Annotated in this window: 26 protein-coding genes and 1 tRNA gene; 19 read left to right on the top strand and 8 right to left on the bottom strand. The window is 67.9% G+C overall.

What is annotated here, in order from left to right; all coding sequences use genetic code 11:
- The first annotated feature begins 27 nt into the window (after positions 1-27).
- The 3 genes from VXD91_RS01650 to VXD91_RS01640 are packed head-to-tail and all read left to right on the top strand — an operon-like array spanning position 28 to position 2022.
- Complete coding sequence (locus VXD91_RS01650) at positions 28-666, top strand: HAD-IA family hydrolase (protein ID WP_212812138.1); 639 nt, start codon at positions 28-30, stop codon at positions 664-666.
- A complete protein-coding gene (locus tag VXD91_RS01645) occupies positions 659-1147 on the top strand; it encodes a low molecular weight protein-tyrosine-phosphatase (RefSeq protein ID WP_212812139.1) in 489 nt (162 codons plus the stop codon). Before VXD91_RS01650 ends, VXD91_RS01645 begins: the two co-directional genes overlap by 8 nt.
- Positions 1147-2022, top strand: coding sequence for an SURF1 family protein (locus VXD91_RS01640; RefSeq protein ID WP_346414457.1), 876 nt, complete (start codon positions 1147-1149; stop codon positions 2020-2022). The genes VXD91_RS01645 and VXD91_RS01640 overlap by 1 nt, the downstream gene beginning before the upstream one ends.
- Here VXD91_RS01640 and VXD91_RS01635 read toward each other — a convergent pair.
- Positions 1964-2929: a cobalamin biosynthesis protein gene (locus VXD91_RS01635; RefSeq protein WP_212812141.1), complete on the bottom strand. Its 966-nt coding sequence runs from the start codon at positions 2927-2929 to the stop codon at positions 1964-1966. The two genes, VXD91_RS01640 and VXD91_RS01635, sit on opposite strands and share 59 nt — an antisense overlap.
- Before the next feature lie 36 nt (positions 2930-2965).
- Between VXD91_RS01635 and VXD91_RS01630 the strand changes: the two genes are divergently transcribed.
- Entirely contained in the window at positions 2966-3793 is an 828-nt protein-coding gene (locus tag VXD91_RS01630; RefSeq protein WP_346414456.1) for an oxygenase MpaB family protein, read from the top strand.
- Between the two features lie 28 nt (positions 3794-3821).
- Positions 3822-4217, top strand: a complete 396-nt coding sequence (locus VXD91_RS01625; protein WP_346414455.1) for a VOC family protein — start codon at positions 3822-3824, stop codon at positions 4215-4217.
- A gap of 12 nt (positions 4218-4229) precedes the next feature.
- Here VXD91_RS01625 and VXD91_RS01620 read toward each other — a convergent pair whose 3' ends face one another.
- The 3 genes from VXD91_RS01620 to VXD91_RS01610 all read right to left on the bottom strand — a co-directional run bounded on the left by VXD91_RS01620 (position 4230) and on the right by VXD91_RS01610 (position 6692).
- On the bottom strand, positions 4230-4928 hold the full coding sequence (locus tag VXD91_RS01620; protein ID WP_346414454.1) for a DUF5666 domain-containing protein: 699 nt from the start codon (positions 4926-4928) through the stop codon (positions 4230-4232).
- Between the two features lie 67 nt (positions 4929-4995).
- The gene (locus VXD91_RS01615; protein WP_346414453.1) at positions 4996-5868 is read right to left on the bottom strand and encodes an alpha/beta hydrolase; all 873 of its coding nucleotides are present in this window, start codon (positions 5866-5868) and stop codon (positions 4996-4998) included.
- A complete protein-coding gene (locus VXD91_RS01610) occupies positions 5868-6692 on the bottom strand; it encodes a class II aldolase/adducin family protein (RefSeq protein ID WP_346414452.1) in 825 nt (274 codons plus the stop codon). The genes VXD91_RS01615 and VXD91_RS01610 overlap by 1 nt, the downstream gene beginning before the upstream one ends.
- A gap of 370 nt (positions 6693-7062) precedes the next feature.
- Here VXD91_RS01610 and VXD91_RS01605 point away from each other — a divergent pair, with 370 nt between their 5' ends.
- The 7 genes from VXD91_RS01605 (at position 7063) to VXD91_RS01575 (ending at position 12649) form a co-directional block, all read left to right on the top strand.
- A complete protein-coding gene (locus tag VXD91_RS01605) occupies positions 7063-7902 on the top strand; it encodes an SH3-like domain-containing protein (protein ID WP_346414451.1) in 840 nt (279 codons plus the stop codon).
- A 30-nt stretch (positions 7903-7932) separates the two neighbouring features.
- Positions 7933-8664: a thiocyanate hydrolase subunit gamma gene (scnC, locus tag VXD91_RS01600; RefSeq protein ID WP_346414450.1), complete on the top strand. Its 732-nt coding sequence runs from the start codon at positions 7933-7935 to the stop codon at positions 8662-8664.
- A complete protein-coding gene (locus VXD91_RS01595) occupies positions 8661-8999 on the top strand; it encodes a thiocyanate hydrolase (RefSeq protein ID WP_346414449.1) in 339 nt (112 codons plus the stop codon). The genes scnC and VXD91_RS01595 overlap by 4 nt, the downstream gene beginning before the upstream one ends.
- A gap of 46 nt (positions 9000-9045) precedes the next feature.
- Complete coding sequence (locus VXD91_RS01590; RefSeq protein WP_346414448.1) at positions 9046-9279, top strand: hypothetical protein; 234 nt, start codon at positions 9046-9048, stop codon at positions 9277-9279.
- A gap of 4 nt (positions 9280-9283) precedes the next feature.
- Positions 9284-10489 carry a YncE family protein gene (locus VXD91_RS01585; RefSeq protein WP_346414447.1) on the top strand — a complete coding sequence of 402 codons (1206 nt, stop codon included), beginning with the start codon at positions 9284-9286 and terminating at the stop codon, positions 10487-10489.
- A gap of 105 nt (positions 10490-10594) precedes the next feature.
- Positions 10595-11725 (top strand): hypothetical protein, encoded by a 1131-nt coding sequence (locus VXD91_RS01580; RefSeq protein ID WP_212812159.1) that lies wholly within the window; start codon positions 10595-10597, stop codon positions 11723-11725.
- A gap of 213 nt (positions 11726-11938) precedes the next feature.
- Positions 11939-12649: an MgtC/SapB family protein gene (locus VXD91_RS01575; RefSeq protein WP_029105869.1), complete on the top strand. Its 711-nt coding sequence runs from the start codon at positions 11939-11941 to the stop codon at positions 12647-12649.
- A gap of 22 nt (positions 12650-12671) precedes the next feature.
- Here VXD91_RS01575 and VXD91_RS01570 read toward each other — a convergent pair.
- The 4 genes from VXD91_RS01570 to VXD91_RS01555 form a co-directional block, all read right to left on the bottom strand.
- Positions 12672-12746 (bottom strand) — tRNA-Val (locus VXD91_RS01570).
- 41 nt (positions 12747-12787) lie between these two features.
- Positions 12788-13243 (bottom strand): peroxiredoxin, encoded by a 456-nt coding sequence (locus VXD91_RS01565; protein ID WP_212812160.1) that lies wholly within the window; start codon positions 13241-13243, stop codon positions 12788-12790.
- A 166-nt stretch (positions 13244-13409) separates the two neighbouring features.
- The gene (locus tag VXD91_RS01560; RefSeq protein ID WP_064979978.1) at positions 13410-13832 is read right to left on the bottom strand and encodes a DUF3052 domain-containing protein; all 423 of its coding nucleotides are present in this window, start codon (positions 13830-13832) and stop codon (positions 13410-13412) included.
- Positions 13833-13950: 118 nt separating this feature from the next.
- Positions 13951-14490, bottom strand: a complete 540-nt coding sequence (locus tag VXD91_RS01555) for a hypothetical protein (protein ID WP_212812161.1) — start codon at positions 14488-14490, stop codon at positions 13951-13953.
- A gap of 152 nt (positions 14491-14642) precedes the next feature.
- Between VXD91_RS01555 and aceE the strand changes: the two genes are divergently transcribed.
- The 7 genes from aceE (at position 14643) to VXD91_RS01520 (ending at position 24301) form a co-directional block, all read left to right on the top strand.
- The gene (aceE, locus tag VXD91_RS01550) at positions 14643-17438 is read left to right on the top strand and encodes a pyruvate dehydrogenase (acetyl-transferring), homodimeric type (protein ID WP_346414446.1); all 2796 of its coding nucleotides are present in this window, start codon (positions 14643-14645) and stop codon (positions 17436-17438) included.
- A gap of 96 nt (positions 17439-17534) precedes the next feature.
- Positions 17535-18779, top strand: coding sequence for a PucR family transcriptional regulator (locus VXD91_RS01545; protein ID WP_346414445.1), 1245 nt, complete (start codon positions 17535-17537; stop codon positions 18777-18779).
- Between the two features lie 198 nt (positions 18780-18977).
- The gene (locus VXD91_RS01540; protein WP_212814883.1) at positions 18978-19910 is read left to right on the top strand and encodes an ACP S-malonyltransferase; all 933 of its coding nucleotides are present in this window, start codon (positions 18978-18980) and stop codon (positions 19908-19910) included.
- A gap of 92 nt (positions 19911-20002) precedes the next feature.
- Complete coding sequence (gene acpM / locus VXD91_RS01535; protein ID WP_061006272.1) at positions 20003-20296, top strand: meromycolate extension acyl carrier protein AcpM; 294 nt, start codon at positions 20003-20005, stop codon at positions 20294-20296.
- Complete coding sequence (gene kasA / locus VXD91_RS01530; RefSeq protein ID WP_212812164.1) at positions 20293-21543, top strand: 3-oxoacyl-ACP synthase KasA; 1251 nt, start codon at positions 20293-20295, stop codon at positions 21541-21543. The genes acpM and kasA overlap by 4 nt, the downstream gene beginning before the upstream one ends.
- Positions 21544-21565: 22 nt before the next feature.
- Positions 21566-22834: a 3-oxoacyl-ACP synthase KasB gene (kasB, locus tag VXD91_RS01525; RefSeq protein WP_212812165.1), complete on the top strand. Its 1269-nt coding sequence runs from the start codon at positions 21566-21568 to the stop codon at positions 22832-22834.
- 39 nt (positions 22835-22873) lie between these two features.
- On the top strand, positions 22874-24301 hold the full coding sequence (locus VXD91_RS01520) for an acyl-CoA carboxylase subunit beta (protein ID WP_212812166.1): 1428 nt from the start codon (positions 22874-22876) through the stop codon (positions 24299-24301).
- The last annotated feature ends 14 nt before the right edge of the window (positions 24302-24315 follow it).

The raw sequence follows: 24315 nt of genomic DNA, 5'->3' as shown, positions 1-24315 counted from the left end.
GCCAGACACATCAGGGACAATGACACCGTGACCCCGCAGTTGGTGCTATTCGACCTCGACGGGACGCTGACCGACTCCGCCGAGGGCATCGTCGCCAGCTTCCGTCATGCGCTCGGCGCTGTCGGCGCCGACATCCCCGACGGTGACCTCGTGGAACGGATCGTCGGCCCGCCGATGCACGTGACGCTGGGCTCGCTGGGCCTCGGCGAGAAGGCCGCCGACGCCATCGCCGCCTACCGCGCCGACTACACCACCCGCGGCTGGTCCATGAACCGCATGTTCGACGGCATCGAGGATCTCCTGGCGGACCTGCGGGCCGCGGGAGTGCGCCTGGCCGTCGCGACGTCGAAGGCCGAACCGACCGCCCGGCGCATCGTCGAGCACTTCGGTATCCACGAGCACTTCGAGGTCGTCGCCGGCGCGAGTGTGGACGGCACCCGGTCGGCCAAGGCCGACGTCGTCGCCCATGCCCTCGCCCAGCTGGCCCCGGTACCCGAACAGGTGCTGATGGTCGGCGACCGGTCGCACGACGTGCATGGGGCCGCGCACCACGGCATCGACACCGTCGTCGTCGACTGGGGTTACGGCGCAACCGATTTCGCCGACGATTCGACGGTCCGGCGGGTCGCCACCGTCGCCGAGCTACGGGAGGTGCTGGGTGTCTGACCCCGTGCACGTGACGTTCATCTGTTCGGGCAACATCTGCCGGTCGCCGATGGCCGAGAAGATGTTCGCCCACCAGATCAACGAGCGCGGACTGGCCGACCTGGTCCGGGTGACCAGCGCCGGCACCGGCGGCTGGCACGCGGGTGACCCGGCCGACAGCCGCGCCGAGCGGGTGCTGCGCGCGCACGGCTACCCCACCGCGCACGCCGCCGCGGCGATCGACGACGACCATCTCGCCGCCGACATGATCGTTCCCATGGGCCGCAACCACACCCGCATCCTGAGCGACCTGGGCGCCGACCCGGACCGGGTCCGGATGATGCGCTCGTTCGACCCGCGGTCGGGCGCCCACGCCCTCGACGTCGAAGACCCGTACTACGGCGGCATCGACGATTTCGAGGAGACCTTCGCGGTCATCGAGGCCGCGCTGCCGGGCCTGCACGACTGGGTCGACAAGCAACTCGCGGAGCGAGGCGACTGATGCGCCGGCTCGGGTTCCTGCTCCGGCCGCAGTGGCTGGCGCTGTTCGTCGTGGTGATCGCGTTCGCCTACCTGTGCTTCACGGTGCTCGCGCCGTGGCAGCTGGGCAAGAACACCCGCACCTCGCGGGAGAACAACCAGATCGCGTCGTCGCTGAACACCGAACCCGCGCCCCTCATCTCGGTCCTGCCGCACCAGGATTCGTCGGCCCCGGACGCGCAGTGGCGGCGGCTGACGGCGACGGGCCACTACCGCCCCGAGGCGCAGGTGCTGGTCCGGCTACGGACCGACGACGGCGACCCGTCCTATGAGGTGCTCACCCCGTTCGCGGTCGACGGTGGCCCGACCGTGCTGGTGAACCGCGGCTACGTCAAGCAGGGCGACGGGCCGGGCGTGCCGCCGTTCGCCACGCCGCCGACGGGCACGGTCACGATCACCGGGCGCCTCCGCGACGCCGAGCCGGTCATGTCGGGCAAGGAACCGTTCAAGCAGGACGGCATCCAGCAGGTCTATTCGATCGCCCCGACGCAGATCTCGCAGCTGACCGGGGTGCCGCTGACGGCGGAGTACCTGCAGCTCGTCGACGGCCAGCCGGGCGGTCTCGGGGTCATCGCGCTCCCCCATCTGGATGCCGGCCCGTTCCTGTCGTACGGCATCCAGTGGATCGCGTTCGGCATCGTCGCACCCATCGGGCTGGGCTACTTCGTGATGGCCGAAATCCGGCAGCGCCGCCTGGAGAAGGCCCAATCCGGTTCGAGCACCGAGACTTCCGGCGGCCCCGACCCCGGCCCGAACGCTGAGGAACCGGCCGCCCCGCTCACCGCCGAGCAGAAGACCGAGCAGAAACTCGCCGACCGCTACGGCCGGCGCCGCTGATCCCGACGGCCAGCACGGCCGCCAGCGCCTGCACCCGGCGGGTCAGTCGCACCGCCCGGCGCAGATCGGCGGGCACGGGCGCGGGCCCGACGCCCAGGGTCGGCCGCATCTCGAGCCGGTGCGCGTACTGCGTTGCGCCCCCGAGCCGCACACCCAGGGCACCGGCGAATGACGCTTCCGCGACACCGGCATTGGGGCTCGGATGTTTGTGCGCGTCGGCACGCCAGGCGCGCCACGCCGCGGCGGGCCGACCGGAGGCCGCCATGACGCACAGCCCTGTCACGCGCGCCGGCACGTAGTTGAGGACGTCGTCGAATCGTGCTGCCGCCCAACCGAACCGGGTGTAGCGCGGGTTGCGGTGACCGATCATCGCGTCGAGGGTGTTGGCGCCGCGGTACACCAGCAGCCCCGGCACCCCGGCGACCGCGCCCCACAGGATCGGCGCGACCTGCGCGTCGGACGTGTTCTCCGCAACCGATTCCAGCGCGGCGCGGGCCAGCCCGTCCGCATCGAGCGCCGACGGATCCCGGCCGCACAGGGACGGCAGTAGCTCACGGGCCGAGGCCACGTCGCCGCGGTCCAGTCGCGCCGCCATGTCGGCGCCGGTGCGGGCCAGCGACGTGCCCCCCAGCACCGTGTAGGTCGCCGCGGCAGTGACCAATGTCTTCGCCACCGGGCCGCGCGCGACGCGTTCCAGCCCGAAACCCAGCGCCCCCAGACCGACCAGCAGCGCGGCCGTGTGACCGGCCCCGGCCGGCCGGTTGTCGCGGTACGTGCGGCGTTCCAGGGCGGCCGCGGCGGTACCGAAGAGCGCTACCGGATGACCGCGCTGCGGATCGCCCCAGCACACATCCGCCAGGTAGCCGAGCGCCAGACCAGCCGCCCTCGGGGCGCTTCTGTCAAACACGCCGGGCAGCGTCTCACAGGGTGTTTACTCGGCAGCATGCGGCTCGGTCCACCTCGGCACCCGAAGCGGGTTGTCGACCTCATCAACCCCGCGGCGGCGCTCGCACCGGCGGCCAACGTGATCATGCAACTGGCCCTGCCCGGCGTGGGCTACGGCGTGCTGGAGAGCCCCGTGGACAGCGGCAACGTCTACAAGCACCCGTTCAAGCGCGCCCGCACCACGGGCACCTATCTGGCGGCCGCGGTGTACGGCACCGACGACGACCGCGAGTTGATCCGCCGCGAGGTGGACCGGGTGCATGCGCTGGTGCGGTCGACGGCGTCCAGCCCGGTGAAATACCACGCGTTCGACCCGAAGCTGCAGCTGTGGGTGGCGTCGTGCCTCTACCGCTACTACGTCGACCAGCACGAGTTCCTCTACGGACCGCTCAGCCCCGAGGCCGCCGACGCCGTCTATCAGGACGCCCGCACGCTGGGCACCACGCTGCAGGTCCGCGACGGCATGTGGCCGCCCGACCGCGTCGCCTTCGACGAGTACTGGAAACGCACGCTCGACGAGCTGCAGATCGACGAGCCCGTCCGCGCGCACCTGCACGGCGTGGCGTCGCTGGCGTTCCTGCCCACCCCGCTGCGGCAACTGGCCGGGCCGATCAACCTGTTCGCGACGACGGGTTTCCTGCCCGCCGAATTCCGCACCCACATGAAGCTGGCGTGGACACCGAGCCAGGAGCGCTGGTTCGGCCGGCTGCTGACGACGCTGCGCCTGGCCGACCGGGTGATTCCGCGCGACGTGTGGCTGTTCGGCTACCAGCTGTACCTGTGGGACATGCGGTCCCGCGCCCGGCGCGGAAAACCGGTGGTATGACGCAACATTCACGATCAGGAGGCATCTCATGGCGTTCGCAGCTCTGAACCATGTCGCGGTCACCGTCAGCGACATGGCGGTCAGCGGTCCCTGGTACCGCGCCCTGATCGGCGATGATCCGGTGCTCGACGAACACACCGACGCCGGCTACCGACATCTGGTGTGGGCACTGCCCGGCGGCACGTTGTTCGGCATCCACGAGCACGACCGCGCCATCGAGCCGGGCCCGTTCAGCGAGTTCCGGGCCGGCCTCGACCACGTCGGTTTCGGCTGCGCCTCGCGGGACGAGCTCGTCGACTGGGCCGCCAAGCTCGAAGCGCTGGGCATCACCCACGGCGGCGTGGTCGACGCACCCTATGGCTCGGGTCTGAGCTTCCGCGACCCCGACGGCATCGCACTGGAGTTCTTCGCGCCGCCGGGGTGATCGCGGCTTGACTCAGTGGTGCTCGTGCCCGCCGCCCCCGCCACACGCGCCGTTGACGGCCGGCCGCACCATCGCGAACGTCGCCTGCAGGGCGCCGTTGCCGTCCTTGGTGCCGCGCGCACCCAGACACATCCCGGCGGCGATCGCCTTCGCGTCCGCGCCGGCGGTCTTGGTGTAGCGGGTATCGGGTGTCACCGTCACCGTGATCTGGGCGTTGTCGGCGTCGGTGACCTGGATGGTGTTGCCGTTCACCGCGGCGACCGTGCCGTTGATGCCGTGCTCGCGCTTTCCGCCCTTCTCGCCGCACTGGGCGTTGCCCGGCCGGCCGACGAGGATGTTGGCGGCCGTCACCGCGGAACCGCTGTCGTTGCCCTTGACCGGGCGGACCGCGACGCACTCGCCCGCCGTGACGTCCGTCAGCTGACCGGGACTGAGCTGCGTGATGCGGGTCGAGGACGTGATGTCCACCGTGCCCGGCCCGTCCTTCCCGGTGATCGACACGGTGCCGCCGGACACCGAGTTGACCAGGCCGGACAGGCGGTCTTTGCCGCCCGCGCCTGCGGGTGCGGGGGCGGCGGACGACGGCGACGAACTGGCGGTGGTGGAGCCGGCCGACGGTGTGCTCGAGGATCCGCAGGCCGCCAGGGACAGCGCGGCAAATCCGGCGAGGGTGACGACGCCGTAGCGCCGGGTGCGAGACGTAGTGGACATGAGCCCACAGTGACCGGCCCAGCAATGAACCAGCTCAGAGCTTGTTATGAAGATGCTGGGCGCGCGGTCAGCTCAGGAATGCGTCCAATGCGGCGAAGGTGTCGCCGGGGTTCTCTTCCGCGAGGTAGTGGCCGGCGTCGATGCCGTGTCCGCGAACGTCACTGGCGTACTGCCGCCACACTTCGACCGGTTCGTACAGCTGGCCGACGACGCCGCGTGCGCCCCACAGGATCAGCAACGGGCACTCGACCTTTCGTCCTTCGTCGGCGGCGTCGTGCACCAGATCGATGCTCGCCGCGGCACGGTAGTCCTCGCACATGGCGTGGATGGCGTCCGGGGTGGCGAAGCAGCGCTCGTACTCGGCCATGGCCGCGGGGTCGTAGAACTCGCCGCCGCCGAAAGCCCCGAGGAAGGCCTTGAGCAGCACCGCGGCGGTCGGCTCGATCATCAGCTCGGGAAGTGGCGCGGGCTGGATGAAGAAGAACCAGTGGAAGTACGCGGTGGCCAGGGCCCGGTCGGCATGGTCATAGACGTACTTGGTGGGGATGATGTCGAGCAGCGCGGCGCGGGTGACGGCTTCGGGGTGGTCGAGCAGCATCCGGTGCGTCACGCGCGCACCGCGATCGTGGGCGACCACGTCGAAGGTGTTGTGCCCCAACAGGTTCATGACCGCGACCTGGTCGGCCGCCATCGTCCGGAAGCTGTAGTCGGCGTGGTCGCCGTCGCCGGGTGGTTTCGAGCTGTCGCCGTACCCGCGCAGGTCCGTCGCGACGACGGTGAAGCGCTCGGCCAATCGGGGCGCGAGGTGGTGCCACATCACGTGGGACTGCGGCGCGCCGTGGAGCAGCAACAGCGGCGGGCCCGAGCCGCCGATGACGGCCTGGATTTCGACGCCGTTGATGGCCAGCCGCTCGTTGGTGAATCCCGGGAAGAATCCCATCAGTCGAAGACGTCCGGCTGGCTCGCGACGATCTGCTCCCACAGCGGCCGGAACTGGAACCAGGCGACCATGTCGCTGCCGATCTGGCTGTGTACCAGTTTGGCGGTGTCGTGGTCGATGACGGTCGGCGTCCCGGCTGCCATCGCGAGCAGTTGCGCCTGACACGACCGCTCCATCGTGACGAACCACCAGGCGGCCGCGCAGACCGAGGTGCCGACGGTGATCAATCCGTGGTTGCGCAGGATGGCTGCCTTGTTGCTGCCGATTGCCGCGGCGATGTTCTTGCCCTCTTCTTCGGCAAGGACCACCCCGCGGTAATCGAGATACAGGCCGTGGTCTTCGTAGAAGGGGCAGGCGTCCTGAGTGAGGGGCTCGAGCGGGATGCCGAGGGCCGAGAACGACTTGCCGTACAGCGAGTGCGTGTGGGCGGCGGCGACCGCGTCGGGCCGGGCGTTGTGCACCTGCGCGTGGATCGTGAACGCGGCTGCGTTGACCGGCCGCGTGCCGTGCACGACGTGGCCCTGATGGTCGACGCAGATGAGGTCGCTGACGCGAATGTGGTTGAAGCTCATGCCAAACGGGTTGACCCAGAACAGATCCGGGTCTTCCGGGTCGCGGGCGGTCATGTGCCCGGCGACGCCCTCGGAGAATCCCAACTTGCCGAACACCCGGAACGCGATGGCGAGGTCGCGCTTACGCTGCTCGCGTTCCTCCTCGACCGACAGGCCCATGGGCGGCAGGGGTAGATCGCACGGATCGGGCAGAGGGCCCAGCGCGCGTTCCAACAGTTCCCGCATCTCGTCGCTGATCGTGCTGACGTCCATCTCCCGGCCTTCCTCTGCGACTGCCGAGCACAGCATCACACGTCAGGCCGGTTGGGGAAAGAGATGATTTGCTGGCATTCATCTCGGTGAACTCGTCCGGCCGGTGCTGGCCGGCGCCGGGCACACCGGCCGACGAACCGGTCGTCGCCACCACCGCCTGCACACGCCCGCGAAGGTGCGTGAATCGGTTTATGCGGCAATGCGTTTGGCGAATGCGCGCAAACCGGCACGCAACTGCCGAAGCGGGGATATGGTCGAAACGTAGTCATGTGAGCCAGGACGCGGGGGTGCGTTCGTTCCTCAGTACGTGTTGGATGCCGGACCGGCCCTCGCGTCAGTTTGTGGCGTCTGCACAACCTGAGGAGCTGCCATGAGCACAGCGGCCGAGCGCGCAGCCCAACTGGGCTTGGTGTCCCGACTGAAATCGTCCTATCCGGAGCTTCCCGACGCCCCGTACCCCGACATGCTGGACGCCGCCCGCATCCAGGCGTACCTCAAGCCTGTCCACGACGTCGGTGGTGAACCCGATGCGCCCATGGAGTACGTCAACAAGCAGTACGAGCTGTGGGAACACATGACGTACGTCATCTGCGAGGTGCTGGCGTGGCGCGGCATCTGGCTGTCGGAGGAACGGCGCCGCATCGGCAACGTCGACGTCGGCCGCGCGGAATACCTCGGTCTCCCCTATTACGGACGCTGGCTGCTGTCGGTTGCCCGGGTCCTCATCGAGAAGCACCACATCGGCCTCGGCGAGCTCATGGAGCGGATGGCCGAGGTGAAGGCGCGCTACGAGGGCGGGCTCGACGGCAAGACCCTCGAAGCCAAGCCCAGGTCTGAGGGCGACGGCGCGAACGTCAAGCGCAACAAGCACCACATCGAGGCCGTCGGCATCGGGGATCCGCAGATCTATGCCGGCAAAGCCGGGACACCGAAGTTCAAAGTCGGTGACGCCGTGCGGGTGCGCGAGCTGCCGGTGATCTTCTACACCCGCACCCCCGAGTACGTGCGCGGCGCGACCGGCAAGATCGCCGTGCTGGCCTACGAGAGCCCGGCGCCGGAGGACGAGACCTGGGACATCCCCGACGCGCCGCCCGAGTGGTTCTACGTCGTCGAGTTCAACCAATCCGAGCTGTGGCACGACTACACCGGGACCAAGCAGGACACCTTGCGCACCGAAATCCCCGAACGCTGGCTGGAAGCAGCCAACTAGCTCGAATCACCGTTGCCAGAAAGGATTTGCATGTCTGATCACGGCTCCGATCACCACCATGATCATGACCACGATCACGCGCGCACCGTGAAACCCATGGTCGACGAGATCACCGACTTCGAGGTCCTCGAGATCGCACTGCGCGAGTTGTGTATCGAGAAAGGCATTTTCACCGCCGAGGAGCATCGGCGGTTCACCGAGTTCGCCGAGCAGATCGGCCCCACCCCCGCGGCCCGGCTCGTCGCCCGCGCCTGGCTCGATCCCGAGTTCGCCGAACTCGCCGTCAACGACTCACTGGCCGCCAGCAAAGCCGTCGGCGTCGACTGGCTGGAGCCCACCGGCTTCGGCACGCCAAGCGATTTCGTGGCGTTCCAGATCCTTGCCGATACCCCGACGGTGCATCACGTCATCGTCTGCGCGCTGTGCTCGTGCTACCCCCGGCCGATCCTGGGCAACTCGCCGGAGTGGTACCGCACGCCCAATTACCGGCGGCGCCTGGTGCGTTGGCCGCGTCAGGTGCTGGCCGAGTTCGGGCTGTATCTCCCCGACGACATCGAGGTCCGTGTCGAAGACTCCAACCAGAAGCACCGGTTCATGGTGATGCCGATGCGCCCGGAGGGCACCGATGGGTGGACCGAAGATCAACTGGCCGAGATCATCACGCGTGACTGCCTGATCGGCGTGGCGCTGCCCAAGCCGGGCGTCACCACCAACGCGATCGTGACGACGCGGCCGGCCATGCACCCGGGGACGGCCGGATGAGCGACATCGCCCCGCTGCGGGACATTGTGGAGCGCGACCAGGTCTGGTCACGCATGGCCGCCAAGTGGGGCGTCGAAAACCCCGTTCCCCCATGGAAAACCAGCCTCGACGGTCTGTGCGACGCACTCGACCATTCGGCGTGCGATACCGAGGTGCTCAGCTTCAAAGAACGTCGCGACGAGGAGGACGCCCTCTCCGCCACGGTGTATGCGGGCCTGCCGTACCCCGAGAGCCAGTTGGTCTCGCTCGCCCACTCGCTCGTCGCCCGCGGCGTCATCAGTGAAGCCGAGTTGCAGGAGCGGCTCGAGACCGTCCGCGCGCGGCTGGAGGCCTGACGGCGCTTTCGGCCCACAGCCGGCGCATAGGTGCCACACTGGCGACGTGACGACGAACGATGTCTACGAGCGGCTCGGCGCGTTGGAGCAATTGGTCCGACATCTCTACGCGCAGACCGGCATCCCGCTGCCCGATGTGCGTTCGATGGCGCAGCCACAGGTGTCGAACCGCGTGCTCGAATTACTGGCGTCCGGCAACAAGATCGCGGCCGTCAAGGCGTACCGCGACGAGGCCGGCGTCGACCTGCCCACCGCGACCCGGGTTATCGAATCCCTGTGATGCCATGCTTGCGGTAATTACCACGATCCCGGCGGGCGGTGGTCCCACCGCGCCGGCGTCGAGTCCGAGCGGCGACCGCATCTACGTTGGCAGCACCGCCAACCCGACGATCTCGGTGGTTGCCACGGTCACCAATACGGTGATCGACTCCATCGGGCCCGCACCCCTCGGACTGCAGGGCGCCCAGCAGTTGACGGTGCACCCGGACGGTACTCGGCTGTACTGCAACACCTTCGGCGCGGTGGCGGTGGTCGATGTCAACACGAAATCCATTGCCGCACTGATCCCTTCGGGTTGGGCGGGAATGGTGGCCGTCCATCCCGACGGGTCCACCGTCTACCTCGCGTCGGGCGGCGACGACAGTGGCACTCCCGACCCGAAGGTCATACTGATCGACGCCGCCACCAATACGGTGACGGGAAGCATCAAGGTCGACGAGGCGTACTACCTGGCCGTCAGCCCCAACGGCGCCCGGCTCTACGTTGCGGGCTACAGCGGAGACCTGATCTGGGTCATCGACACCGTCGGCCACAGCATCGTGCAAACCATCGACCTCGGCAAGCCGATCAGCGGGCTCGTCGTCAGCCCCGACAACAGCCGCGTCTACGTGCTGGGTGCGGTCAAGTTCGGTGTGACAACCAGCAATGTGACCGTCATCGACGCGGCCACCGGTACCGTCACCACCGCCATCACCTTCCCGCTGGGCGAAGAGCTGACCGACATGGCTGTCGCGCCCGATGGTGCAGCGGTATACGTCACGCAGCTGACCGGCGACGTGAGCCGGATCGACGCCAGCACCATGACCGTGACAGATGCGGTCAGCATCGGGAGTTACGCAGGGGCCGTTGCTGTTTCGCCCGACGGATCACGGATCTACGTCACCAACCGACATGCCAACACGGTGTCGGTGATCGCCCAGTTGCACGTCACACCCGCGGACCTCCACCTGCCAGATCTGGTCGGCAAGCTGATTGGTGGCGCCGCCTCCGGCGGCAACGGCTGGCTGGTCATCGGCGACCACTTCTATCCCATCCCGCCGCGCGAGCCCGCACTACAGGCCATTGCCCGCGCGCTCGTTCCGCACGTCGGCAAGCCCGTGCAGAACCACGAACTGGGCCAGCGCCTGCGCCGCACTCTGTCGGCCGAACCCGAGGCCCCGAAAATGGCACCCGGCAGCTTCCACCCCGACGAGCACCGCCCGCAGCACTGAGCGCGGCCGGATCCCGGCACGAACATTGCGATTGCCCAGCACCGAGACAATTTTGTCGATACCGTCAATATTGCTTGGGTTCCACTCTCGGTCAGGAGCTTTCACATGCATACACTCACCGCCCGTCTGAGCCTGCCCACCGCCGCCGCTGTCATGGCCGCGGGCGTCATCGTCTCCGCTCCCCCGCCACCAGCATTGAGTGCCCTGCCGGCACCGATCGTCCACAGCGTCCAGGTGCCGCACATCCAGGTACCCGACATCCAGCTGACCGCCACCATCGCCGACATCCTGGAATTCCCCGCGTTCAAGCAGTGGGTCGCCAACCAGATCACCGACTTCGTGACAATCAGTGCGGGCCTGGTCAAAGCAGGCCAGGGCGTCGGGCAGACCATCGCCGCCATCCCGGGACTCGTGACCACCGTCGCGCAGCAGGTTCTGGCCCGCGACTTCGTCGGGGCGCTTGGCACCGTCGAAGCCGGAGTGATCGGCGCGGTGACCGTCATCGGCGGACCGATTCTGGTGTCCATGATCGCGCGCGACCAACGCGTGCTGGCCGTGGACCAGGCGCTGGTGCAAGCAGTCCCGGTAGCGCTGATTGGTCTCGGCACCGGTCTGCTCGGCGGATTCAACGCTTTTGCGACCTCGGCCATCATCGCCACCCAGAACGTCGTGGCGGCGCTACTGCCCATCAACATCGGCAATCTCGTCACAGCCGTCGTCGACGGCGTGAAGCTCGTCGTCCAGGGCCTCAAGACCGGCGCCGCCAACGTCATCGACGGAATCGCCTTCGCGCAGAACACCATTGCCAACGCGCTCGCGACCAAGCCCGCGGCAATCGCGGCGGTCGACACGACCACGCCCACGGCGGCAGCCGGCGTCGAGGCCACCGCAATACCGAAGATCACCACCACCAAGGTCAAGCCCACGATCAAGCTTGCGCCGACAGCGGCCAAGCCAACGGTGACCGACCCCAAGGACACCAAAGACCCGACGGATCCCAAGGATTCAACGACACCCGACACCGTCTCGACGACGAAGCACGACACCGACTCCGGTACCAAACCCGACACCAAACCCGACACCACCGGAGCGGCAACCGACACGAACGCCGGCGCTGGAACGTCGGACACCGGCAGTAAGGCCGAGAAGCAGACCGCCCCGAAGAAGCCGAAGTCCAAGTTCGGCAAGAAGACCCAGGGCAAGAAGGCCGCGGCGACGTCGCAGGCCGCCGCCTGACGCCCAGCACATCGGGAGGTAACTCACAGCGGACCTCAGCAACGCGAAATCCGCACTGGTTCAACGATATCCGCGCCTCAAGGTGAACGGCGGGTCGGCCGCCGTTCACCTTGAGTTCGCACACCGTCCCTATCATCCGCCCCTACTGCCGTCGCAGCCGTGGACGCGCCGAGAGCGCGCCCCGGCGCACGAAAGCAACAGGAGCACAAGGTGATCGACACACTGGATATCGCGCTGCGGATCGGCGCCGGCCTGGGCCTCGGCGCAGCGATCGGGCTGGAACGCCAGTGGCGGTCCCGCAACGCCGGGTTGCGCACCACCGCGCTGGTGAGCCTCGGCTCCGCGCTGTTCGTGATCATGGGCGGCTACACCTTCGCAGGCGAACACGCCGACCCAACCCGTGTTGCCGCCCAGGTGGCGTCCGGCATCGGCTTCCTCGGTGCCGGCGTGATCATGCAGCAGGGCGCCACGATCTCGGGGCTCAACACCGCGGCCACCCTGTGGGCCTCCGCCGCCATCGGCGCCCTGGCCGGCGGTGGACTGATGCTGCCCGCGGTGATCGGCAGCTGCGCGGTCATCGCCGCCAACATCTTCCTGCGGCCGGTCGGGCGCACGCTGGACCGTCACCGCCGCCCGGGCGCCGAAGAGTCCTCCGCCGAATACCGGTTCGAGGTGCGGTGCGCGACGAGCGCCGAACTCCACATCCGGAGCCTCATCTTCGACGCCATCTCGCACCCCAACCTGACGGTGCGCTCCATCTCTGCCGTCGACTTACCCGATGACGAAGGAGTCCGCATCACGGCCACCGTCATCGCCGACGAGCGAGACGACCACCGCATCGAAGCGGCCCTCGCCGATGTCATCAAGGCACCTGCCGTCACCGCGGTGCGGTGGAGTGCCGACGACATGAGCCCGGTCGACTAGTAAGCCGCTACCTGGGGAAAGTTGGTGGGCGCGGACGGTATCGAACCGCCGACCGCTGGTGTGTAAAACCAGAGCTCTACCACTGAGCTACGCGCCCCGCCCCGGGCACGCTACACGCCGATGGCGGGTCAGGGAAAATCAGTCCAAGGCCGCCAGGGCGTCGACCCAGACCTGCTGGTCCCGCGCCTCGCCGGGCGATGTGCACTCCGCGAACCGCACGATGCCCTCCCGGTCGACCAGGAATGTGCCCCGGTCCGGGTAGCCCGAAACCTCGTTGAAAACCCCGTACAGCTGGGACACCGCGCCGTGCGGCCAGAAGTCGCACAGGATCGGGAACTCGAAGCCCGATTCCCGCGCCCACACCTTGTGAGTGGCCGGCGGCCCGACCGAGATGGTCAGCGTTTCCACCGAATCATTGCGGTACCGGGCCAGGTTTTCCTGAATCTCGCCGAGCTCCCCCGCACACACCGGGGTGAACGCCAGTGGGAAGAACACCAGCAGCACATTCCGGCCGCGCAGCGCCGACAGCGTCACGGCGCGACCGTGCTGGTCTTTGAGAGTGAAGTCCGGCGCGACGGACCCGACCTCGATCATGACTCAACCCGCGAATGCAACGTGGTGGCGGAAATCAGGCCGCTTTTCCGCCGTGTGGTTGCACTCGCGGCGACAGTGGCCCACAAACAGACAGCGGCCCACGAACACCGCACAGAGCCGGGCACGTCAGACCTACGAGACCGCGGCGCCAGGGCACCGACCACCACTAGTGCCGGCCCGCGGCCTTCGACTTGGGCTGCACCAGGCGGCTGGCGATCCAGTCCCCGAGGTTGGCCGACGAGGTGACGACGAGCCCTGCGGTCGGCGCCGACTCGGCGATCTCGGCAGGCTGGACGTGGCCGTTCTTGCCGGTCTTCGGGGTGGCCACCCAGATCACGCCGTCGTCGGCCAGCGGGGTGATGGCGTCCATCAGACGGTCCACCAGGTCGCCGTCGTCATCGCGCCACCACAGCAGCACGACGTCCACGACTTCGTCGGAATCCTCGTCGAGAAGCTCTCCGCCGCACGCATCTTCGATGTCAGCGCGGATGTCGTCGTCGGTGTCCTCGTCCCAACCCAGCTCCTGGACGATCTGATCTTTGTGAATGCCCAGTCTCTGGGCGTAGTTCGGCGCGTCCGCCGCGGCCACCGGTGTCCTCCTCTAACCTGCTTGTTTGCAGCCCGTGTGTGTGGAACCCAATAGTCGCACGCGACGACGATTCATTCGACGCAAGACACATCTTTGATCGACAAGATCAGCGCACGTGTTACCCGCACGCGGTCTCGGTGGCCGACTTGGCGTTGTTGAACGAGTCGACCGCCGCATTGAAATCAGAGGTCGACGCGTTGGTGCTGATCGCCGTCGCCAGCGCCTGGGCCGCCGCCGACCAGCCGGCGAGCGCCGCCTTGAGGGTGTCGGACTGCACCGTCGTGGCGCTCTTGGTCACCGCGTCCGCGGCATGGTGCAGTGCGTCGACCGCAGCCTGCAGCTTGGCGGCGTCGGTGCCACCGGCGTTCTCGGCGTCGACGTAGGCGTTGACCGCCTGCATCGCCGGTTTGCCGGTGTCGACGAACGTCTGGCACGCAGCCTCTGTCGCCGCCGCGGAGGCGCTCGACGAACTGGAACTGGCCGACGCTGCCGCGGACAGCGACACCGAGGTGCGGTACGCCGCCGCGCCGGGCTGGTCGACCGTGGAGCTGCCTTCGACGGACTTACTGCAGCCGACGATCATCATCCCGACCATCGCCAGGGCCCCGGATACCAAAGCGGCTGCGCGAAGCCGCGACACACTAGCCGCGCTGGTCATCATCAGCTGACCGTACAGGGTCGATGCGGCAATCACAGGCATCCGAACGCGTACTCGCCGGTAGCCCACCCCAACGCCTAATCTGCGGAACGATGGGGGGACCATGGGCAGTGCCAAAAGCATCCCCAAAATCGCATACCAAGGAGTGGCAGTTGACCACTGAGTTCGTGCGCCAAGACCTGGCTCAAAACTCCAGTACCTCAGCCGAACCGGACCGGGTTCGGGTGATCCGTGATGGCGTCGCGTCGTATCTTCCCGACATCGACCCGGACGAGACCGCCGAATGGCTGGAATCGTTCGACGACCTGTTGGCCCGGTCCGGGCCCGCACGTGCGCGGTATCTGATGCTTCGGCTGTTGGAGCGCTCGCGGGAGATGCGCGTGTCCATCCCCGCGCTGACGTCCACCGACTACGTCAACACCATCCCCACCGATCTGGAGCCGTGGTTCCCCGGTGACGAAGAGGTCGAGCGCCGCTTCCGCCGCTGGATCCGCTGGAACGCCGCCATCATGGTGCACCGCGCACAGCGGCCGGGAGTCGGTGTGGGCGGCCACATTTCGACATATGCGTCGTCGGCTTCGCTGTACGAGGTCGGCTTCAACCACTTCTTCCGCGGCAAGAACCACCCGGGCGGCGGCGACCAGATCTTCATCCAGGGCCACGCCTCCCCCGGCATCTACGCCCGCGCCTTCCTCGAGGGCCGCATCGACGAACACCGGCTGGACGGCTTCCGCCAGGAACACTCGCATGCCGGCCTCGGCGGCGGCCTGCCGTCGTACCCACACCCCCGCCTGATGCCCGACTTCTGGGAATTCCCCACGGTGTCAATGGGTTTGGGCCCGATGAACGCCATCTACCAGGCCCGCTTCAACCACTACCTGCACGACCGCGGGCTCAAGGACACCAGCGATCAGCACGTGTGGGCCTTCCTCGGCGACGGTGAGATGGACGAGCCGGAGAGCCGCGGCCTGATCCAGGTCGCCGCCAACGAGGCACTCGACAACCTGACGTTCGTCGTCAACTGCAACCTGCAGCGCCTCGACGGCCCGGTCCGCGGCAACGGCAAGATCATCCAGGAGCTGGAGTCGTTCTTCCGCGGCGCCGGCTGGAACGTCATCAAGGTGGTGTGGGGCCGCGAGTGGGACGCCCTGCTGCACGCCGACAAGGACGGCGCGCTGGTGAACCTGATGAACGTCACGCCCGACGGTGACTACCAGACCTACAAGGCCAACGACGGCGCGTACGTCCGCGACCACTTCTTCGGCCGTGACCCCCGCACCAAGGCGCTGGTCGACCCGATGACCGACCAGGAGATCTGGAACCTCAAGCGCGGCGGCCACGACTACCGCAAGCTGTACGCCGCCTACCGCGCGGCCATGGAGCACAAGGGCCAGCCGACCGTCATCCTCGCCAAGACCATCAAGGGCTACACGCTGGGCAGCCACTTCGAGGGCCGCAACGCGACGCACCAGATGAAGAAGCTGGCGCTCGACGACCTCAAGAAGTTCCGCGACGCGACGCGGGTGCCGATCACCGACGCCCAGCTCGAGGAGAACCCGTACCTGCCGCCGTACTACCACCCGGGCTCCGAGTCGCCGGAAATCCGGTACATGCTCGACCGGCGCCGGGCGCTCGGCGGCTTCCTGCCGGAGCGGCGCACCAAGTCCAAGCCGCTGCAGCTGCCGGGCCGCGACGTCTACAAGTCGCTCAAGAAGGGCTCGGGCAACCAGGCCGTCGCGACCACGATGGCGACGGTGCGAACCTTCAAAGAACTGTTGCGGGACAAGAACATCGGGCCGCGCATCGTCCCGATCATCCCCGACGAGGCCCGCACGTTCGGTATGGACTCGTGGTTCCCGAGCCTGAAGATCTACAACCGCAACGGCCAGCTCTACACCGCCGTGGATGCGGATCTGATGTTGGCGTACAAGGAATCCGAAGTCGGCCAGATTCTGCACGAGGGCATCAACGAGGCCGGGTCGACGGCGTCGTTCACCGCGGTGTCGACGTCGTACGCCACGCACGACCTGCCGATGATCCCGATCTACATCTTCTATTCGATGTTCGGGTTCCAACGCACCGGCGACGGCTTCTGGGCGGCCGCCGACCAGATGGGCCGCGGCTTCGTCCTGGGCGCCACAGCCGGGCGCACCACGCTCACCGGTGAGGGCCTGCAGCACGCGGACGGTCACTCGCTGCTGCTGGCCTCGACCAACCCCGCGGTGGTGGCCTACGACCCGGCGTTCGCCTACGAGATCGCGTACATCATCGAGAGCGGCCTCGAGCGCATGTACGGCGAGAACCCCGAGAACGTCTACTTCTACATCACCATCTACAACGAGCCGTACGTCCAGCCGGCCGAGCCCGAGAACTTCGACCCCGAGGGCGTGCTGCGCGGCATGTACCGGTTCCGCGCCGCGACGGAGAAGCGCTCCAGCACGGCGCAGATCCTGGCGTCGGGCGTCTCGATGCCCGACGCGCTGCGGGCGGCCGACATCCTGGCCGCCGACTGGGATGTGGCGGCCGACGTGTGGTCGGTGACCAGCTGGGGTGAGCTGAACCGCGACGGCGTGGCCATCGACCGGCAGGCGCTGCGCCACCCCGAACAGCAGGCCGGCGTCCCGTACGTGACCGCCCAGCTCGCGAAGACCGCGGGCCCCGTGGTCGCGGTGTCCGACTGGATGCGCGCGGTGCCCGAGCAGATCCGGCCGTGGGTGCCGAACACCTACGTCACGCTCGGCACCGACGGGTTCGGCTTCTCCGACACCCGCCCGGCGGCCCGGCGTTACTTCAACACCGACGCCGAGTCGGTGGTGGTGGCGGTGCTGGAGGCCCTGGCCCGCGACGGCGAGATCGACCCGTCGGTGGCCGTCGCGGCGGCCAAGCAGTACCGGATCGACGACGTCTCGGCCGCCGAGGTGTCGTACGCCGACACCGGCAGCGCGTAGTCCGCAGGCGCTGAGATGACGGTTTCCGACAGGAACCGTCATCTCGGCGCGACCGGATTGGCAGAAGTCTCCAGAAATCAGGCGTAGCTTTTAGTCATGCCTGACAACACGAACGGCGGTAAGCGGTTCGTTCCGCCCAAGTCGACGCTCGAAGTCCTCGAGAACGTCCCGGACACCGTGCTGCGTCGCCTCAAGCAGTACTCCGGCACCTTGGCGACGCAGGCCGTGCACGCCCTCGAAGAGCGCCTGCCGTTCTTCGCCGAGTTGGAGGCCTCGCAGCGAGCCAGCGTTCACCTGGTGGTGCAGACCGCCGTCGTCAACTTCGTCGAGTGGATGCGCGACCCGAACAGCGACGTCAGCTACACCGCGGAGGCCTTCGAGGTCGTGCCCCAGGATCTGCGGCGCCGCATCGCGCTGCGGCAGTCGGTGGAGATGGTGCGGACCACCATGGAGTTCTTCGAGGAAGTGGTGCCGCTCCTGGCCCGCACCGAGGAACAGCTGACGGCGCTGACCGCCGGCATCCTGCGGTACAGCCGCGACCTGGCGTTCGCTGCCGCCAGCGCGTACGCCGATCAGGCCGAGGCCCGCGGCGCCTGGGACACCCGGATGGAGGCCAATGTCGTCGACGCCGTGGTGCGTGGCGACGTCGGCACCAGCCTGCAGTCGCAGGCGGCGGCACTGAACTGGGACGCCACCGCGCCCGCCACCGTCGTGGTGGGCTACCCGCAGCCCGACCGCGCCGATCTGGCCAGCGAGGACGTCCACGACGTCGCCAGCCGCAACGGTCGCGTCGCCCTGTCCGACGTCCACGGCACCTGGCTGGTGGCCATCATCTCCGGACAGATCTCCCCCACCGATCGGTTCCTGGGTGACCTGATGGGCGTGTTCGCCGACGCCCCGGTGGTCATCGGTCCGACCGCTGCCACGCTGGCCGCCGCCCATTACAGCGCCACCGAAGCCATCTCCGGCATGAATGCGGTGAGCGGCTGGACGGGTGCACCGCGCCCCGTCGCCGCGCGCGAACTGCTGCCCGAACGCGCCCTGCTCGGGGACCGCACGGCCATCGCGGCCCTGGAACTCGAGGTCGTCCGGCCGCTGGCAGACGCGGGTCCGGCGCTGACAGAGACGCTCGACGCCTACCTCGACGCCGGCGGCGCCATAGAAGCGTGCGCCCGTAAATTGTTCGTTCATCCAAACACCGTCCGGTACCGGCTGCGCCGGATCGCGGACTTCACCGGCCGCGATCCGATGGTGCCCAGGGACGCCTATGTGCTCCGAGTGGCCTCGACAGTGGGTCGATTGAGCCGTACCCCCGCTCAAGCCAACCAGCAAACGGCCTGATCAGCACAGTTACAGCAAACCTACCCGCCGGTAGCTATCGACCCCCTACTGTGATCCACATCGCAGCCAGGTCTCGCCAACGTTGCATAACGTGCGTTTTTGTAGACATTCCACAAAACTTTAAGACCAGGTTCATAATCTCTTACACGGCATAAATCCCGCTTCACAGTGTTTTCTTAATCCGTGCCTCAAACACCTGTGCTTGCGCTGCTTGCCCCCGGGCAGGGATCTCAGACGCCCGGCATGCTCACCCCATGGTTAGAGCTGGCCGGTGCGGCGGACCGTCTGGCCACCTGGTCGGAGATCAGCGGTCTCGATCTCGCCCAGCTGGGCACCACGGCGACCGCCGAGGAGATCACCGACACCGCGGTGACCCAGCCGCTGGTCGTCGCGGCCACGCTGCTCGCACACGAAGAGCTGACCAAGCGCGGCCTCCTGGCCGGCGCCACCACGATCGTGGCCGGCCACTCGGTCGGTGAGATCGCCGCCTACGCCATCGCGGGCGTCATCTCCGCCGACGAGGCCATCAAGCTCGCCGCCACCCGCGGCGCCGAGATGGCCAAGGCCTGCGCCCTGGAGCCCACCGGCATGGCCGCGGTGCTCGGCGGCGACGAGGCCGAGGTGCTGGCACGTCTCGAAGCCCTGGAACTGGTCCCGGCCAACCGCAACGCGGCGGGACAGATCGTCGCGGCCGGTGCCGTCTCGGCGCTGGAGAAGCTGGCCGAGGATCCGCCGGCCAAGGCCCGCGTCCGTGTCCTGGCCACCGCCGGCGCCTTCCACACGCACTTCATGGGCTCGGCGCAGGAGCCGTACGCGGCTGCCGCGGCGACCGTCACCCCCAGCGAGCCGACCACCACGCTGCTGTCCAACGCCGACGGCCAGCCGGTCGCCGACGCCGCGGACGCCATGGCCAAGCTGGTCGCCCAGATGACCCGCCCGGTCCGCTGGGACCTGTGCTCGGAAACGATGCGGAAGCGCTTCAGTGCCGCACAGGAAGGCCAGGAAGTGACCGGCATCATCGAGTTCCCCCCGGCGGGCACCCTCACCGGTATCGCCAAGCGCGAAGTCAAGGGCGTGCCCACCTTCGCCATCAAGACCCCCGCAGATTTGGACGGACTCACCGAGTTCTGACAGGGCTGTAGGCCTGAAAAGCAACCAACCCGAATCAACCGACCCGGCACACCAAATCCGGTGTGCCGACACAACAAAAAGAAGGAGCCATCGTGGCTGCCAGTCAAGAAGAAATCATCGCCGGCCTCGCCGAGATCATCGAAGAGGTCACCGGCATCGAGCCGTCTGAGGTGACCCCCGAGAAGTCCTTCGTCGACGACCTGGACATCGACTCGCTGTCGATGGTCGAGATCGCCGTCCAGACCGAGGACAAGTACGGCGTGAAGATCCCGGACGAGGACCTGGCCGGCCTGCGCACTGTTGGTGACGTCGTCGCCTACATCCAGAAGCTCGAGGAAGAGAACCCCGAGGCTGCTGCCGCGCTGCGCGATAAGTTCAGCAAGTGACCAGGCCTTCCACGGCTAACGGAGGCTTCCCGAACGTCGTGGTGACCGCCGTGGAGGCAACCACGGCGCTCGCTGCTGACATCGAGAGCACGTGGAAGGGCCTCCTGGCAGGCGAAAGCGGCATCCGTGAGTTGACCGACGATTTCGTCACCAAGTGGGACCTTCCGGTGCGTATCGGTGGCCACCTGGTCGACGATCTCGAGGCCGAGCTCACCCGCGTCGAACTGCGCCGTAACTCGTACGTGCAGCGCATGTCGCTCGTGCTGGCGCGACGGTTGTGGAAGAACGCGGGTGCGCCCGAGGTCGATCCCGACCGTTTCGCCGTCGTGATCGGCACGGGTCTCGGTGGCGGCGAGAAGATCGTCGAAACCTACGACGCCATGAACGAGGGCGGCATCCGCAAGGTCAGCCCGCTCGCCGTTCAGATGATCATGCCCAACGGCGCGGCTGCGGTCGCCGGCTTGGAGCTGGGCGCCCGCGCCGGGGTCATCACCCCGGTGTCGGCGTGCTCGTCGGGTTCTGAGGCCATCGCCCACGGCTGGCGTCAGATCGTCATGGGCGACGCGGACTTCGCCGTCGTCGGTGGCGTGGAAGGCGGCATCGAGGCACTGCCCATCGCGGCGTTCTCGATGATGCGCGCCATGTCGACCCGCAACGACGATCCCGCGGGTGCGTCGCGGCCGTTCGACAAGGATCGTGACGGCTTCGTGTTCGGTGAAGCCGGCGCGATGATGATCATCGAGACCGAAGAGCACGCGCTGGCGCGTGGCGCCAAGCCGATCGCCCGCCTGCTGGGTGCCGGTATCACCTCGGACGCGTTCCACATGGTGGCCCCGGCAGACGGCGGCGTGCGCGCCGGTGCCGCGATGAAGCGTGCACTGGAGACCGCGGGGCTGGACGCCAAGGACATCGACCACGTCAATGCCCACGGCACTGCCACCCCGATCGGTGACACCGCCGAGGCCAATGCCATCCGCGTCGCCGGATGTCAGAACGCCGCGGTGTACGCGCCGAAGTCGGCGCTCGGCCACTCCATCGGTGCGGTCGGTGCGCTGGAGTCCGTGTTGACGGTGCTCGCGTTGCGCGACGGGGTCATCCCCCCGACGCTCAACTACGAGACGCCGGATCCCGCCATCGATCTCGATGTTGTTGCGGGCGAGCCTCGTTATGGCGACTACAAGTACGCCATCAACAACTCGTTCGGGTTCGGTGGACACAATGTCGCCCTGGCCTTTGGGCGTTATTAAGTCGAAGGGACATTGAGCAGTAATGGCAGGGGTAACCGCACAGAGGTTGTCAACGGGGAATGGTCTCCCCAATGTGGTCGTCACTGGCGTAGCCATGACGACTGCCCTGGCGACCGATGCCGAAACCACGTGGCAGAAGCTCCTTGACGGGCAGAGCGGGATCCGTCTTCTCGAAGATGACTTCATCGAGAAGTACGACCTTCCCGTCCGTATCGGTGGGCATCTGCACGAGGATTTCGACAGTGAACTGACGCGCGTCGAACTGCGTCGGCTGTCATATCTGCAGAAAATGTCGACGGTCATCGGCCGGCGAGTCTGGGAAAACGCAGGCTCGCCGGACGTTGACCCCCGACGACTGATGGTGTCGATCGGCACCGGCCTCGGCTCGACCGAGGAACTGGTCTTCGCCTACGACGGCATGCGCGAGCGCGGCCTGCGAGCGGTTTCGCCGCTGGTCGTGCAGATGTACATGCCCAACGGGGCGGCGGCCGCTGTCGGACTGGAGCGCAAGGCCAAGGCCGGGGTGTCCACCCTGATCTCGGCCTGCGCGTCCGGGTCCGAAGCCATCGCCAACGCCTGGCGCCAGCTGGTGCTGGGCGAGGCCGACGTCGCCATCACCGGCGGTGTCGAAACCAAGATCGAGGCAGTGCCGATCGCCGGGTTCGCCCAGATGCGCATCGTGCTGTCCAACACCAACGACAACCCGGCCGGTGCCTGCCGCCCGTTCGACCGCGACCGCAACGGCTTCGTGTTCGGCGAGGGTGGCGCCATGCTGGTGCTCGAGACCGAGGAACACGCCAAGGCCCGCGGCGCCAACATTCTGGCCCGCCTGATGGGCGCGAGCGTCACCTCGGACGGCTACCACATCGTGGCGCCGGACCCCAACGGTGAGCAGGCCGGCTACGCCATGACCCGGGCCATCGAACTGGCCGGGCTCGTGCCGTCCGACATCGACCACGTCAACGCGCACGCGACCGGCACCAGCGTCGGTGACGTCGCCGAGGGCGTGGCCATCAACAACGCCATGAAGGGCCACCGGCCGGCGGTGTACGCCCCCAAGTCGGCGCTGGGCCACTCGGTGGGTGCAGTTGGCGCGGTGGAGTCCATCCTCACCGTGCTCGCGCTGCGCGACGGCGTAATTCCGCCCACACTGAACCTGGACAACCTGGATCCGGAGATCGATCTGGATGTGGTCTCCAAGGCTCCGCGGCAGGGCGACTACAAGTACGCGATCAACAACTCGTTCGGGTTCGGCGGACACAACGTCGCACTCGCATTCGGCCGGTACTGAGCGACGAAGCGCATACCGCGAGATCAAGGAGATTAGAGAATGACGACCCTGGCACCTGAGGCGACGGCCGCCGAATCACTTGATCCTCGCGACCCGCTGCTGCGGCTCTCGACCTTCTTCGACCCGGGCAGCGTCAAGCCGCTGCACGAGCGCGACAAGTCGGGCGTCCTGGCCGCCTCCGGCACCGTCAACGGCGTGCACACCATCGCGTTCGCCACCGACGGCACCGTCATGGGTGGTGCCATGGGCGTCGACGGCTGCGCGCACATCGTCCGCGCCTACGACACCGCCATCGACGAGCAGGCCCCCATCGTGGGCATCTGGCACTCCGGTGGTGCCCGCCTCGCCGAGGGTGTGCGCGCGCTGCACGCCGTCGGCCAGGTCTTCGAGGCCATGATCCGGGCCTCGGGCTACATCCCCCAGATCTCGCTGGTCGTCGGCTTCGCCGCCGGTGGTGCCGCCTACGGCCCCGCCCTGACCGACGTCATCGTCATGGCCCCCGAGGGCCGCGTCTTCGTCACCGGCCCGGACGTCGTCCGCAGCGTCACCGGTGAGGACGTCGACATGGTCTCGCTCGGTGGCCCCGACACCCACCACAAGAAGTCCGGCGTGTGCCACATCGTCGCCGACGACGAACTCGACTGCTACGAGCGCGGCCGTCGCCTGGTCGGCCTGTTCAGCCAGCAGGGCCACTTCGACCGCACCAAGGCCGAGGCCGGCGACACCGACATCAAGGCCCTCATGCCCGAGTCGGCGCGTCGCGCGTACGACGTGCACCCGATCGTCGAGGCCCTGCTCGACGAGGGCGTGCCGTTCGAAGAGTTCCAGTCCAAGTGGGCGCCGTCCATCGTGGTCGGCCTGGGCCGCCTCGCCGGTCGCTCCGTCGGCGTCATCGCCAACAACCCGCTGCGTCTGGGCGGCTGCCTGAACTCCGAAAGCGCCGAGAAGGCAGCACGTTTCGTGCGGCTGTGCGACGCCTTCGGCATCCCGCTGATCGTTCTGGTCGACGTCCCCGGCTACCTGCCCGGTGTCGACCAGGAGTGGGGCGGCGTCGTGCGCCGTGGCGCCAAGCTGCTGCACGCGTTCGGTGAGGCCGTCGTCCCCCGCGTCACGCTGGTGACCCGCAAGATCTACGGCGGCGCGTACATCGCCATGAACTCGCGGTCGCTGGGCGCGACGAAGGTCTTCGCCTGGCCGGACGCCGAGGTCGCCGTCATGGGCGCCAAGGCCGCCGTCGGCATCCTGCACAAGCGCAAGCTGGCCGCGGTCGAGGACGCCGCCGAGCGTGAGGCCCTGCACGAGGAACTGGCCCTCGAGCACGAGAAGATCGCCGGTGGCGTCGACTCGGCCATCGAGATCGGCGTCGTCGACGAGAAGATCGACCCGGCCCACACCCGGTCCAAGATCACCCAGGCCCTCGCCGAGGCCCCGGCCCGCCGCGGTCGCCACAAGAACATCGCGCTGTAATCACACGACGAACC

It is taken from the genome of Mycobacterium sp. SM3041 (assembly GCF_039668335.1).
Lineage (GTDB): Bacteria > Actinomycetota > Actinomycetes > Mycobacteriales > Mycobacteriaceae > Mycobacterium.
This window is presented reverse-complemented; position numbering and strand designations above follow the sequence as displayed.

Coding starts and splice junctions, on each gene's coding strand:
- VXD91_RS01640 (WP_346414457.1), top strand. CDS start 1,147: ATGCGCCGGCTCGGGTTCCTGCTCCGGCCGCAGTGGCTGGCGCTGTTC.
- VXD91_RS01630 (WP_346414456.1), top strand. CDS start 2,966: ATGCGGCTCGGTCCACCTCGGCACCCGAAGCGGGTTGTCGACCTCATC.
- VXD91_RS01625 (WP_346414455.1), top strand. CDS start 3,822: ATGGCGTTCGCAGCTCTGAACCATGTCGCGGTCACCGTCAGCGACATG.
- VXD91_RS01620 (WP_346414454.1), bottom strand. CDS start 4,928: ATGTCCACTACGTCTCGCACCCGGCGCTACGGCGTCGTCACCCTCGCC.
- VXD91_RS01615 (WP_346414453.1), bottom strand. CDS start 5,868: ATGGGATTCTTCCCGGGATTCACCAACGAGCGGCTGGCCATCAACGGC.
- VXD91_RS01610 (WP_346414452.1), bottom strand. CDS start 6,692: ATGGACGTCAGCACGATCAGCGACGAGATGCGGGAACTGTTGGAACGC.
- VXD91_RS01605 (WP_346414451.1), top strand. CDS start 7,063: ATGAGCACAGCGGCCGAGCGCGCAGCCCAACTGGGCTTGGTGTCCCGA.
- scnC (WP_346414450.1), top strand. CDS start 7,933: ATGTCTGATCACGGCTCCGATCACCACCATGATCATGACCACGATCAC.
- VXD91_RS01595 (WP_346414449.1), top strand. CDS start 8,661: ATGAGCGACATCGCCCCGCTGCGGGACATTGTGGAGCGCGACCAGGTC.
- VXD91_RS01585 (WP_346414447.1), top strand. CDS start 9,284: ATGCTTGCGGTAATTACCACGATCCCGGCGGGCGGTGGTCCCACCGCG.
- VXD91_RS01580 (WP_212812159.1), top strand. CDS start 10,595: ATGCATACACTCACCGCCCGTCTGAGCCTGCCCACCGCCGCCGCTGTC.
- VXD91_RS01565 (WP_212812160.1), bottom strand. CDS start 13,243: ATGATCGAGGTCGGGTCCGTCGCGCCGGACTTCACTCTCAAAGACCAG.
- VXD91_RS01555 (WP_212812161.1), bottom strand. CDS start 14,490: ATGACCAGCGCGGCTAGTGTGTCGCGGCTTCGCGCAGCCGCTTTGGTA.
- VXD91_RS01545 (WP_346414445.1), top strand. CDS start 17,535: ATGCCTGACAACACGAACGGCGGTAAGCGGTTCGTTCCGCCCAAGTCG.
- kasB (WP_212812165.1), top strand. CDS start 21,566: ATGGCAGGGGTAACCGCACAGAGGTTGTCAACGGGGAATGGTCTCCCC.
- VXD91_RS01520 (WP_212812166.1), top strand. CDS start 22,874: ATGACGACCCTGGCACCTGAGGCGACGGCCGCCGAATCACTTGATCCT.